This window comes from Bacillus sp. FSL W8-0640 (genome assembly GCF_038007725.1).
Lineage (GTDB): Bacteria > Bacillota > Bacilli > Bacillales > Bacillaceae_G > Bacillus_A > Bacillus_A cereus.
On the sequence record NZ_JBBOXT010000001.1, the window covers coordinates 1,043,340 to 1,056,058 of the forward strand.

A 12,719-nucleotide genomic window follows, 5' to 3' on the forward strand; every position below is an offset into this window, starting at 1 on the left:
AATGAACCTATGATTACATATGAAGAAAAGGTTATAAAAGAACTGGAGCAGTGGAAAGCTACATTTATGAAAGATTCTTCTATGATGACACGGTTCTCAAAGAAAGTGCAGACGAAGGTGCAACAGCTCATTCCGGCGAAAGTACAAAAGGTACTAACAGAGACGATTCGTATGATGGTGCAAACAATCAGCGCCGGGTCAAACTTTATAAAGCCGAAGCTAAAAGAGACGACATGGTCACTGCAAAGACGTGACGATGAAGTTCGTAAAAAAATGGATGAGTATAAAAAAATAGCAGCGGCAGAAGGGGCAGGGACGGGGGCTGGCGGTATTCTCCTCGGTCTTGCTGACTTTCCGCTTTTACTCGGCATTAAAATTAAATTTTTATTCGATGCAGCGACATTGTACGGATTTGATACGAGCAACAAAGAAGAGCGCCTTTTTATCCTTCATGTTTTTCAGCTTGCCTTTTCAAGTGACGATCACCGAAAAGAAATATGGAAAGCAATCGAAACGTGGGATACAGAAGAAGAAAATCATATGGACTGGGAAAAGTTCCAAACAGAGTACCGAGACTATATCGATTTAGCCAAAATGCTGCAGCTCGTACCAATAATCGGTGCCCCGGTAGGCGCATATGCGAACTATCAACTACTGCAAAGACTCGGAGAAGTGACGATGAATTGTTATCGTATGCGATTGCTGAATAGGGATTAAAAAGAAGGCGTCCTACATGTGTAACGTAGGACGCCTTTTCTTAGAAGCCAAGTCCGATATAGCTAACTCCAACTATAATCAATACGATAAAAAGTACAATGATTAATGAAAATCCGCTCTTACCAGCTTGTCCTGCTTCACCGCCGCCATTACCACCAAGTCCCATATGATATCCTCCTTATTGTTATATGTTGCTTTTACTTTATAACTTTCTGTATTTTCTGATAAACACCTTCTGTAGTGCTAACTAAATTGAAAATCATTTCGTTTTGTTTTATAATTTACTTACCGACCGGTAAGTAAAAATAAGTGAGGTACAGTATGACGAAGAATTTACAAACATCGCAAAACATTGTAGAGGCTTCATTTAAACTTATGGCAGAACACGGCATTGAGAAGATGAGTCTTTCCATGATTGCGAAAGAGGTAGGTATTTCAAAACCGGCTATTTATTATCATTTTTCTTCTAAAGAAGCGTTAATCGATTTTTTATTTGAAGAAATTTTCTCTGGATATCATTTCGTGAGTTATTTCGATAAAGAGCAATATACGAAAGAAAACTTTGCAGAAAAGTTAATTGCTGATGGTTTACATATGCTCTCTGAATATGAAGGGCAAGAAGGGATATTACGCGTTATCAATGAATTTATCGTAACTGCATCGCGAAATGAAAAGTATCAGAAACGCTTATTTGAAATACAAGAAGATTTCTTAAATGGTTTCCACGATTTATTGAAGAAAGGCGTAGAACTTGACGTAGTGTCACAACATAAAACGGAAGAAAATGCTCATACGCTAGCACTCGTGATCGATAATATGAGCAACTATATGCTCATGGGATTCCAGTTAAAGTATAAAGAAATTTGGATTCGAAATGTGAAAAACGTCATGAAGGAGGAGTAAAAATGAAAATGCAAAAAAACTGGTGGCTCGGTTTTCTTGGATTTATTGGGGTTTATAAAATACCAGGTATGATTGAAGCTTTTCAAGCGGATGGAAATTGGATGAAGTTAATCGGTTTCATTTGGCTACTTTGGTTCGGATATTTTATTCCTGAGAAGAAAGAAGATTAAATTTCAATTTTCTGTAAAGTTACGTAAAATATAGATTAAGAGTATTCATATATTAGATTACTAGATTTGGAGTGGTTACATGGATCCATTGAAAAATGAAATTCACCCTGACATGGTCAAGGTGTGGAAAGCGCGTTCTTTAATTGAGCTAGGAATCAGTATTATAGTCATTTTGGCATATCTTTTCTTTATGATTAAGTTTAATTGGTGGGCTTGGATTTTCTATGTGCTTATCGGATTAACAATTGTATATACACCGTTTGATTACTTTACGTTTCCGAAACTACGTCAACGTTATTACAGCTACCAACTAAATGAAGAAGAACTTGAAATTCAGCATGGTCTTTTCGTCGTAAAGCGCGTATTAGTACCGATGATTCGTGTACAGCACGTAACGATTGAACAAGGGCCAATTATGAGAAAATACGGATTAGCAGAATTACACATTTCAACAGCAGCAACTTCTCATAGCATCCCAGGTTTAACGATGTATGAAGCTGAAATGTTGAAAACGAAAATCGCAGAATTAGCGAAAGTGAGTGATGAGGATGTATAAGAGGCAGCATCCAATCACGATGTTATTAGAATTAAAAATAACAGATTTTATACCATTTATTATTTTTCTTTTTAGCTTAAAGGGAAAGTTTCCATTTTGGTATTTAGTTCCTATTGGTTTTGCGGTAATCACAATTGTTTCAGCTATCGTAGGTTGGTATTACAAAGTATACTGGGTCGAAAATAACGTATTACATGTGAAGCAAGGTCTCTTCGTAAAGAAGGAGAGCTACTTAAATAAAGAACGTGTTCAAACGATTAATACAAGTTCTAACGTACTATACCAAATGCTTGGTTTGAAAAAAATTCAGATTGAAACAGCTGGCGGGGGCGATGAAGCAGAAGTTAGCTTAGCTGGAATTACGGTAGAAGAGGCGACGGAGCTTATTACTTTGCTAAATGAGCCAACTCCAGAAGTGAAAGCAGAAAAAACGTTAGACGAAGCAGCAGAAAATACAGTAGAAAAAGCAATTGTTACAGAGGAAAAACAAACGACAGAGTACAAGTTAACGTGGAAAGAGATTTTAATAGCGTCTGTTACATCTGGTCAATTTGGAGTATTGTTCTCTTTAATCTTTTTCGTTTATCACCAAGTAGATGAGTATATTCCGAAATGGATAAAAAATAGTGTGACGTCATATGTAATGGACCACGATATATATGGCTGGATTTACATGGTAGCTATTTTACTTGTCGTTTCTTGGATGATATCTACAATTGGCTACGCGTTAAAACACGGTAACTTCACAGTGAATCGAAAAAATGATGAAGTCCGTATTTCGCAAGGGTTACTGGAGAGAAAAGAACTCGTACTAAAATTGCACCGCATTCAAGGGATTACGATAAAAGAAGGCATTTTACGCCAACCGTTCGGTTATTGTGCTGTGCAAGTAGAAGTCATTCAAAGTGAAGGGAAAGAAGAAAAAGTTACACTGCATCCTATCATTCGAAAAGATCGAGTGCAACAATTACTCGCGCATTTACAATTACCATACGAACTGAATGCAAATATTACTTCGTTACCAAAAGCAGCATTGCGCCGCTATCTCATTGATAGTTTCATCTTTTTCGCTATGCTCGCAATCCCGCTTACTGGAATAAGCGTATACTTTGAAAAGTATTACATCATGTGGGCATTACTACCGCTCGCAATCCTTATCTTTACACTTGGCTACGCAACATTTAAAACAAATGGCTACAGTGTTAACGGAGAACAAATTACACTTGTCTATCGTAGCGTCGGAAAATATACAGGACTTATTAGAAGAAGACACGTCCAATCAATGGAGAAGACACAATCATATTTCCAGCGCCGTGCGGATTTATGTACGTATAAGTTTTCGAGTGCATCATCTAGTTATAAAATAGAGCATACGAGAGTAGAAGATGCGGAGAGAATGCAGGATTGGTATAAGAAGAAAATAAATGAGATGTAACTTGAGAAAGCTTGCCTATTATGAAAGGCAGGCTTTTTTGTTACAGGGAAAAGAGTCGTTTAATCCATATATTAGTACAACTACAGCACACATGTATCAATACGTATGAAAAAAGGTAATATGCTTCTGTTTTAGGAAAATATGTGGGATTTTTGATATAAATGGTATAATAAAATGGAAATAGTATTAGGAGGTTATATATGATAAGTCAGTTGAAAAGAGAAGCACTTGATGCATTAAAAGGAAGATGGGGACTAGCGGTAGGGGCAACCTTATTAATTGGAATCCTTATTGGAGCTGTTGAAATGCTAACAACAGGTATTTTCTCGATATTTTGGGGTTGGGAAGAAGCAAGTGATTCACTTACAGTAAGTATTATAGTAATGCTTGTTATTGGTCCATTAACAATAGGTGCCTATTATCTTGTTTTAAATGCAATTCGTGGGACTGATGCTCGCATTGGTCATATATTTAGATGGTTTAGCGATGGAAGTAAGTTGATGAAGTCGTTTTTAACATATTTACTAATGTATGTATACTTGACTCTATGGACATTACTTCTTATTATTCCAGGTATTATTAAATCATTTTCTTATTCTATGACATATTTTATTTTGAATGATCATCCAGAATATACAGCGAATCAAGCGATTACTGAGAGTCGTCATATGATGAATGGACATAAAATGGATTACTTTTTACTATGCTTAAGTTTCTTAGGTTGGTTCATTTTAAGTATTCTTACTGTAGGAATCGGTTTCTTATGGTTAGCACCTTATTTCTACGCGACATCAGCCGCATTTTATGAAGAGATTTCAAAAGAATATTATAAAAAAGAAGGCACTACTTTCTAATAAAACATATAAACTATCTACCCTAAAGAATGTAGGGAGCAGATAGCAGATGGTTTAGGTGTTTTGATATTTGTCCTATTTTCGGGATTCACTTCAGGATAAGGTATAGATTTTTATATAGAAATGCTACCCTCTATGTTTTATCATAGAGGGTTATTTTTTTATGTAAAAATGATAGGAAATAATGAATAATATATGTAAAGAAAAAAGCGAGGTGAATGAGAGTGAGCAAGTTTTTAATACCGTATTCATTTTCTATATTAAGTTTCTTTATTTCAGCAACAGCACTTGATTTATATGATAGGATGGGAAACGATAGTGAGCTGGTTTCGCCGAACATAATTGGAAAGATAATTCAATCTACTGCGCAAATGGGAGTCCTTACATTGTATTTCGGAGTACCTATTATTTTAGGTGGCTGTCTACTTGGTGAGCTATTGTTTAGAGGTATCATTTTACGATTTAAACTAAGCTATATTATATCTTTATTATTATATCTATTTTTAGCTTTTAGTATTGTTTTCGTAACGGTAGGCATTCCAACTACATATGAAGATTCTAATACATTTTTCATGGGGATAACTATGATTTGTGCTGTTACATTCTTTGTGAGTCGGAATATATGGGAAAACAAGTTAATAATGGAGTGACAAAATGAAATACACCTGTCCATGTTGCGGATATAAAGTTTCACTTTATTGGATCAGTTAGAAAACCGACTAGTGAAGATGTGAAGGATGCTAGTTGGCAGCGAATTTGTTAAGTAGAATGTTATTACTCAATTTAATGGGAGTAATAACATTTTTTATTTAGTACTGAAAGAATTACTGCTGTCTTAAAGTAATAAGAAGGAATAAATCGGTAAATTTTATTAATGGATATATTTTCAATAAATACAAAAGTATAGATGTATAGTCAGCTTTGTGTATTTAATGTTATCATATTGAATGATATGGAAATTTTTAATAGAATAAGTAACTAAAAATTCAAAGGTAATGAAGCTTTTGTTGTATAAAGAAAATACTTAGTAGTAATCAACAATATTAAAAATAAGATTCGTATTTATATAAATTTAGTAGAAATGGGGTTTTAAAAAGGAATGAGTATAAGCATAACGCGGCAAAAGATTTTGGCGGCCGCTTCTCAAATTGTACAATGTAAAGGGGTTGCTAAATTAACTTTAGAAGCAGTGGCAAAAGAGGCGGGTTTAAGCAAAGGTGGATTATTGTATCACTTTTCAAATAAAGAAGCTTTAATAGAAGGTATGATAGTCCGAGGGGTAGAGGATTATGAAGGGGCCATTTACAATAAAGTAGCGGAAGACTCAGAGAGGAAAGGGAGATGGGTTCGCTCTTTTGTAGAGGAAAGATTAAGTAATGAGAGAAGAACAGAAGAGTTGTCTAGCAGTATGATGGCAGCACTCATGTTAAAACCTGAATTACTTGAGCCATTACAACAATCATTTCAGCAACTGCAAAAAAATATAGAAAATGATGAGATAGATTCAGTTTGTGCAACAATTATTAGATTAGCAGCAGATGGATTATGGTATTCGGAATATTTAGGGGTTGGAAGACTAAGCCCCGAGTTAAGAGAAAAAGTGATTCAAGCTCTTATTAGTAATTCATATAAATAGAATATACGAACTATATAATGAGAAAATAATTCACCATTGCTTCTTTAATGTAGTGGTGAATTATTTTTTTTATTAGAAAAATAGAACAATTTTATAGAGTATTGAATTATAACCGTCCAGACGGTATAGTAATATTTGGTTTAAGAGGAAAATGAAACAAAAAAAGAATAAAAGATATTTTTAGCACACTATTCGAAAGGATAGGCCGCAAAGCTTAGAGTCTACGGTAATACATATTGGTTACTAAGATCGTCTGGTTGCACATTTTTGATGCAACCGGACGATCTTTTTTTGTTATATAAATATAAAAATTTAGGAGGGAACTATGCAAATGAAAAGTACTAAAAGACATATTTCAATGGTTTCATTAGTTTTTCTAGTATTATTTTCAGTGCTGAATGTGTGGGCTCCAGTTATTCAAGCTGCTGTTATGAAAAGTCCAGTGGACGAAATTAATATTTCCCGTACTGATGGCACGACATCTGAACCATATCAAGCCTCAGATGGTATGAAAGTAGAAGTGAAGTGGTCAGCTAAAGAAAAAATAAAAAGTGGAGATCAATTCACAATTGATATGCCAAAAGAGTTTCGAAAAGACCTTATGAATATGAGTTTTCCTTTAAAAGATGCTGAAGGAAAAACAGTTGGTACATGTGAGATGAAAAAGGGTCTATTAACGTGTACTATGGGTGATTACGTAGAAGGAAAGAACAACATTAAAGGTTCTTTATTCGTAGAATTCTACTTTGGTCTAGAAGCATATGATGGTGTTAAAGAAATTCCATTAGAATTTAACGTTGATGGTCAAATCGTAAATAAAGAAGTAAATGTAAGTAATACGACAGAGAGACCGAAGCCACAACCCAATACGGAAAATCTATTGAAATGGGGTTCTTATAATCAAGAAGATCCGTCTATTGCTGATTGGCTTGTATATGTAAATGCAACTGGAACAGAAATGCAAGATCTTAAATTAACAGATACATTAGGACCTGGGCATGAGTTAATTACAGACAGCGTAGTATTAGAAGAGGCTGTATTTGAAGATGGTTATGCACCAACAAATATTAAGCCAGCAAATTTATCTAACATTAAAATAAATGCAACAAAGACTGGATTTACAATTGAATTTCCAGACAGTTCAAAAGGCTATATTTTAAGATATAAAACAAAGGTTACAAATCCTGCTGCAAAACCTCATAAAAATACTGTGAAATTAGAAGGTAAAAATATTAAAACTGAAGAAAAAGTAGGACAAGTATTTGTGAGTGGTGGGGGAGGATCTGGTTCAGGTGACAATAATCCACCTAGCATTGAAAAAAATATAGTTGATGAGAATGGCAAGCTTGTAGAGAATGAGCAGCTAACACAAATGGATCAAGTTATTCAATACCAAGTTGGTACACATATACCGAACGATCCTTCTAAATACACATCTATGGTAATTAGTGATGATTTAGAAGATGTTTTAGAAGTATTAGAGGCAAAAGTGTATGATAAAAATGGCCAAGATATTACTTCTAAAGGGACGTTAAATATAGATAAACAAAGAAGTGAAGTAACATTTACGTTTGGTGAGAATTTTGATTATAAGTCATATGAAGACCAGATAATTAATCTTAGTATCAAGGCGAAAATTAAAAATAATGCAGACTTATCTTCTTACGTAGATAAGAAGATTCCTAATAAAGCGGAATTACATTTTGATGATAAAACATTAACATCAAAAGAAGTAACTATTACACCGCCTGAAGCTCCAAAAGATGGTACAGTATCGCTTCATAAAATAGATTCTGAGAATCCGAACAAAGGGTTAAAAGGTGCCGAATTTGAAGTTCGAAATAGTGCAAATGAAGTTGTTGCAAAACTGACAACGGACGAAAAAGGTTTTTCAGTACCTCAAACTTTAGCTCCTGGGACGTATAAAGTTTATGAAACAGTAGCACCAGAAGGATATCAAAAATTAACAAGCCCAGTAGAGGTTACACTTCAAGCTGGAGAAACAAAAACAATTGAAATTAAAAATACTGTGCAAAAGGGTCAAATTGAAATAAAGAAAATTGATTCGGAAAATGGTGAAAAACCATTAGCAAATGCAGAGTTTGATATAGTAAAAGACGGTGTAGTAGTCGAACATATTGTTACAGATAAAGATGGTAAGGCAATCTCTAAACCGTTAGCACTAGGAAAATATATTTTAAAAGAAACGAAAGCGCCTGAAGGCTACCAATTAAAAGAAACAGAGTTCGAAGTAAGTGTAACAGGGGACGGCATATTCCCAATACAAGTGGAAAATGCAATGGTAGACAAAGGTAATATAGAAATTACAAAAGTGGACAAAGAAAACGGAGCAGTATTAGCGGGTGTCGAATTTGAAGTCCGAGATGAGAAAGATGAAGTAGTAAGAAAAGTAGTAACAGATAAAGATGGAAAAGCAAATGTTTCAGATCTATCAGTAGGAAAGTACAAATTAGTAGAGACGAAAAGCTTACCAGGTTATAAAAAGCTAACAGAACCAGTACCATTTGAAATAAAAAAAGGTATGACAAAAGCTTTAGCAATAAAAGTAGAAAACGAGCAGTTAGACAAAGGCTCAGTAGAAATTACAAAAATAGATAAAGATAGTCAAAAAGTATTAGAAGGCGTAGTCTTCGAAGTGCAAGATGAGCAAGGAAAAGTAGTAACAGAAGTAAAAACAGATAAAGATGGTAAAGCAAAAATCTCTGATTTATCAGTAGGGAAGTACAAATTAGTAGAGACGAAAAGTTTACCAGGCTACAAAAAGCTAACAGATTCAGTATCATTCGAAATTAAAAAAGGTATGACAACAGTCCTATCGTTGAAAGTAGAAAATGAACAGTTAGATAAAGGTTCAGTAGAAATTACAAAAATAGATAAAGACAGCAAAAAAGCATTAAAAGGCGTAGTTTTTGAAGTGCAAGATGAAGCTGGAACAGTAGTAAAGGAAGTAAAAACAGATAAAGATGGTAAAGCAAAAATCTCAGATCTATCAGTAGGAAAGTACAAATTAGTAGAGAAAGAAAGTTTACCAGGCTATAAGAAACTAACAGATCCAGTATCATTTGAAATCAAAAAAGGCATGACCGAAGTTCTATCATTAAAAATAGAAAATGAAATGGTAGATACGGGAAATATAGAGATAACAAAGATAGATAAAGATAATAAAGCACCGTTAGCGGGAGTAACATTCATCGTCCAAGATGAAAAGGGTAATGAAGTTACAAAAGTAACGACAGATAAAGATGGAAAAGCAAATGTTTCAGATTTACTTGTAGGAAAGTATGAATTAGTAGAGGTAGAAAGTTTACCTGGTTATAAAAAATTAGAAAAACCAATATCATTTGAAATCAAAAAAGGCATGACCGAAGTCCTATCATTAAAAGTAGAAAATGAAATGGTGGATACAGGGAATGTCGAGATAACAAAAATAGATAAAGATAGTAAAGCACCATTAGAAAATGTTGTATTTGAAGTACGTGATTTAAAAGGAAAAGTAGTTGCGAAAGTAACAACGGATAAAGAAGGAAAAGCAAACGTTTCAGATTTATCTATCGGGAAGTATGAGTTGGTAGAAGTAGAAACACCGGCAGGATACAAACCACTAGAAAAGCCAATTTCATTTGAAATTGAAAAGGGTAGAGTAACAGCGCTAAAGCTAACAGTAGAAAATGAATTAGTGGATACAGGAAATGTAGAAATTACAAAAGTAGATAAAGAAAATAAAGATGCTTTAGCTGATGCAGTCTTTGAAATTCAAGATGAAGCAGGGCAAGTAGTCGCTAAAATAACGACAGATAAAAAAGGACAAGTACAAGTTACTAATTTATCAGTCGGCACATACAAGTTAGTAGAAGTAAAAGCACCAAAAGGATATAAACAATTAGTAGATCCGATTACTTTCCAAATTGAAAAAGGCATGACAAAATCTCTTGCTTTAACAGTAGAAAACGAAATGTTAGACAAGGGAAATGTGGAAGTAACAAAAGTAGATAAAGATAGTCAAAAAACATTAGCAAGTGTAGTCTTCGAAGTACAAGACGAACAAGGCAAAGTAGTAACAGAAGTAACGACAGATAAAGAAGGGAAAGCAAAAATCTCAGACTTATCTGTAGGAAAGTACAAATTAGTAGAGAAAAAAAGCTTACCAGGTTACAAAAAACTAACAGAGCCAGTATCATTCGAAATCAAAAAAGGTATGACAGAAGTCTTATCATTAAAAGTAGAGAATGAACAGTTAGACAAAGGCTCAGTAGAGATTACAAAAGTAGATAAAGATAGTCAAAAAGCATTAGCAGGTGTAGTCTTCGAAGTACAAGATGAAAAAGGCAAAGTAGTAACAAAAGTAACGACAGATAAAGAAGGAAAAGCAAAGATTGCTGATTTATCAGTAGGAAAATATAAGCTAGTAGAGGTAGAGAGCTTACCAGGATATAAAAAACTAGCGAAACCAGTATCATTTGAAATCAAAAAAGGTATGACAGAAGTCTTATCACTAAAAGTAGAGAATGAACTAGTAGACAAAGGTTCAGTAGAGATTACAAAAGTAGATAAAGATAGTCAAAAAGTATTAGAAGACGTAGTCTTCGAAGTGCAAGACGAACAAGGAAAAGTAGTAACGGAAGTAAAAACAGATAAAAATGGTAAAGCAAAAATCTCAGACTTATCTGTAGGAAAGTACAAATTAGTAGAGAAAGAAAGCTTACCAGGCTACAAAAAACTAACAGAGCCAGTATCATTCGAAATTAAAAAGGGTATGACAGAAGTTCTATCATTAAACATAGAAAATGAAATGGTAGATACGGGAAATGTAGAAATTACAAAAATAGATAAAGATAATAAGGCACCGTTAGCAGGTGTAGTCTTTGAAGTTCAAGACGACAAAGGCAAGGTAGTAACGAAAGTAACGACAGATAAAGCTGGAAAAGCAACAGTTGCAGATTTATCAGTAGGAAAGTACAAGTTAGTAGAAGTAGAGAGTTTACCAGGCTACAAAAAATTAGAAAAGCCTGTACTATTTGAAATTACAAAAGGTATGACAAAATCTTTAGCGTTCACTGTAGAAAATGAAATGGTAGATACGGGGAATGTAGAAATCACAAAAATAGATAAAGACAGTAAAGCACCATTAGAAAATGTTGTATTTGAAGTACGTGACTCAAAAGGCAAAGTAGTTGCGAAAGTAACAACGGATAAAGAAGGAAAAGCAGACATTTCAGATTTATCTATTGGAAAGTATGAGTTAGTAGAAGTAGAAACACCAGCAGGCTACAAACCACTAGAAAAGCCAATTTCATTCGAAATTACAAAAGGTATGACGAAAGTCTTATCATTGCAAGTAGAGAATGAACAGTTAGACAAAGGTTCAGTGGAGATTACAAAAATGGCCGCTGAAAGCAAGGAAGTCTTATCAGGAGCTGTGTTTGAGGTTCATGATGAAGAGGGAAAAGTAGTAGTGAAAGTAACAACAGATAAAGATGGAAAGGCAAAAATCACAGATCTATCTGTAGGTAACTACACACTAGTAGAAGTAGAAGCACCAAAAGGATATGAAAAATTAACTAATCCAATTCCATTTGAAATTACAAATGGAATGATAAATGCAGTTCAATTAGAAGTATTAAACAAATTGAATCATTTAGCGCCACCAGGCCCAGAAACACCAGATCCAGAAAAACCTGGAACACCAGATCCAGAAAAGCCTGGAACACCAGATCCAGAAAAGCCTGGAACACCGAATCCGGAGAAACCTGGAACACCGAATCCAGAAAAGCCTGGAACACCAAATCCAGAAAAACCTGGGACACCAGATCCAGAAAAGCCTGGGACACCGAATCCAGAGAAACCTGAAAAAGAATTACCGAAGACAGGGCAGAAAATGCCTGTGGAACCATATATGGGAGCACTTCTTGTAATGATGAGTTTTGGATTACTCATATTAGGTAGAAAACAGCAGAGATAATAAAGGTGAAAAGGTATCCTCAAAGTATTTGAGGATACCTTTTTTAGCATAAAAAAAAGCATCTAGCAAAAGTACTAGATGCAAATAAAAACACAAGGGAAGACAAAATTCTTCCCTTTTCCCGTATGTAATTATATCAAAAAATTTATAAAAAACTAGCTATATTTAAAATATAATTTTTAAAAAAGTTATATACATAAATAATTGCAATACGCGCAGTTTTATCTTTCTGAAAAATCTATTTCTTTATTTTTGAATATTAAGACTAATGTTGATAAATCTTCAGATAATTAGAAAAAATACCCGAAAGGATATATAATATTGCTTAATAAATAATTTTAATGAATTACGTATATTTCATTTGGTGTATTAATTGAATATCATAATTTTTAATTTTATTAAGCAAGAATCTCGGTTACTTATTGCATTTCTAACATAGGGTGAGATAGAAAAATACAATAGTGTGGA

The 12,719-nt window shown here is 34.0% G+C and carries 10 protein-coding genes and 1 riboswitch; of the genes, 9 read left to right on the plus strand and 1 reads right to left on the minus strand.

Annotation, left to right across the window (positions count from 1 at the left end; genetic code table 11):
• Positions 1-9 precede the first annotated feature (9 nt).
• A complete protein-coding gene (gene ecsC, locus N2V80_RS05475) occupies positions 10-717 on the plus strand; it encodes an ecs operon protein EcsC (protein ID WP_000634139.1) in 708 nt (235 codons plus the stop codon).
• Positions 718-757: 40 nt separating this feature from the next.
• On the opposite strand, the gene N2V80_RS05480 is transcribed toward ecsC, so the two are convergent.
• A complete protein-coding gene (locus N2V80_RS05480; protein WP_000522755.1) occupies positions 758-883 on the minus strand; it encodes a YjcZ family sporulation protein in 126 nt (41 codons plus the stop codon).
• A gap of 155 nt (positions 884-1,038) precedes the next feature.
• On the opposite strand from N2V80_RS05480, the gene N2V80_RS05485 reads away from it, so the two are divergent.
• From N2V80_RS05485 to N2V80_RS05520, 8 genes are all read left to right on the plus strand, one after another.
• A complete protein-coding gene (locus N2V80_RS05485; protein ID WP_061655438.1) occupies positions 1,039-1,620 on the plus strand; it encodes a TetR/AcrR family transcriptional regulator in 582 nt (193 codons plus the stop codon).
• A 2-nt stretch (positions 1,621-1,622) separates the two neighbouring features.
• Positions 1,623-1,790, plus strand: a complete 168-nt coding sequence (locus N2V80_RS05490) for a hypothetical protein (RefSeq protein WP_000783813.1) — start codon at positions 1,623-1,625, stop codon at positions 1,788-1,790.
• Between the two features lie 79 nt (positions 1,791-1,869).
• Positions 1,870-2,346: a PH domain-containing protein gene (locus N2V80_RS05495; protein WP_000371346.1), complete on the plus strand. Its 477-nt coding sequence runs from the start codon at positions 1,870-1,872 to the stop codon at positions 2,344-2,346.
• Positions 2,339-3,781 (plus strand): PH domain-containing protein, encoded by a 1,443-nt coding sequence (locus tag N2V80_RS05500; protein ID WP_061655439.1) that lies wholly within the window; start codon positions 2,339-2,341, stop codon positions 3,779-3,781. The genes N2V80_RS05495 and N2V80_RS05500 overlap by 8 nt, the downstream gene beginning before the upstream one ends.
• Positions 3,782-3,981: 200 nt before the next feature.
• Complete coding sequence (locus N2V80_RS05505; protein WP_000625400.1) at positions 3,982-4,635, plus strand: DUF975 family protein; 654 nt, start codon at positions 3,982-3,984, stop codon at positions 4,633-4,635.
• A 224-nt stretch (positions 4,636-4,859) separates the two neighbouring features.
• Positions 4,860-5,285 carry a hypothetical protein gene (locus N2V80_RS05510; protein ID WP_002098741.1) on the plus strand — a complete coding sequence of 142 codons (426 nt, stop codon included), beginning with the start codon at positions 4,860-4,862 and terminating at the stop codon, positions 5,283-5,285.
• Between the two features lie 449 nt (positions 5,286-5,734).
• Entirely contained in the window at positions 5,735-6,271 is a 537-nt protein-coding gene (locus N2V80_RS05515) for a TetR/AcrR family transcriptional regulator (protein ID WP_000028010.1), read from the plus strand.
• A 172-nt stretch (positions 6,272-6,443) separates the two neighbouring features.
• Positions 6,444-6,536, plus strand: a riboswitch (cyclic di-GMP riboswitch).
• A gap of 60 nt (positions 6,537-6,596) precedes the next feature.
• A complete protein-coding gene (locus tag N2V80_RS05520; RefSeq protein WP_061655440.1) occupies positions 6,597-12,251 on the plus strand; it encodes a SpaA isopeptide-forming pilin-related protein in 5,655 nt (1,884 codons plus the stop codon).
• The last annotated feature ends 468 nt before the right edge of the window (positions 12,252-12,719 follow it).

Excerpts from the sequence above, each read along its gene's own strand:
- ecsC (WP_000634139.1), top strand. The coding sequence starts at position 10 with ATGATTACATATGAAGAAAAGGTTATAAAAGAACTGGAGCAGTGGAAA.
- N2V80_RS05480 (WP_000522755.1), bottom strand. The coding sequence starts at position 883 with ATGGGACTTGGTGGTAATGGCGGCGGTGAAGCAGGACAAGCTGGTAAG.
- N2V80_RS05485 (WP_061655438.1), top strand. The coding sequence starts at position 1,039 with ATGACGAAGAATTTACAAACATCGCAAAACATTGTAGAGGCTTCATTT.
- N2V80_RS05490 (WP_000783813.1), top strand. The coding sequence starts at position 1,623 with ATGAAAATGCAAAAAAACTGGTGGCTCGGTTTTCTTGGATTTATTGGG.
- N2V80_RS05495 (WP_000371346.1), top strand. The coding sequence starts at position 1,870 with ATGGATCCATTGAAAAATGAAATTCACCCTGACATGGTCAAGGTGTGG.
- N2V80_RS05500 (WP_061655439.1), top strand. The coding sequence starts at position 2,339 with ATGTATAAGAGGCAGCATCCAATCACGATGTTATTAGAATTAAAAATA.
- N2V80_RS05505 (WP_000625400.1), top strand. The coding sequence starts at position 3,982 with ATGATAAGTCAGTTGAAAAGAGAAGCACTTGATGCATTAAAAGGAAGA.
- N2V80_RS05515 (WP_000028010.1), top strand. The coding sequence starts at position 5,735 with ATGAGTATAAGCATAACGCGGCAAAAGATTTTGGCGGCCGCTTCTCAA.
- N2V80_RS05520 (WP_061655440.1), top strand. The coding sequence starts at position 6,597 with ATGCAAATGAAAAGTACTAAAAGACATATTTCAATGGTTTCATTAGTT.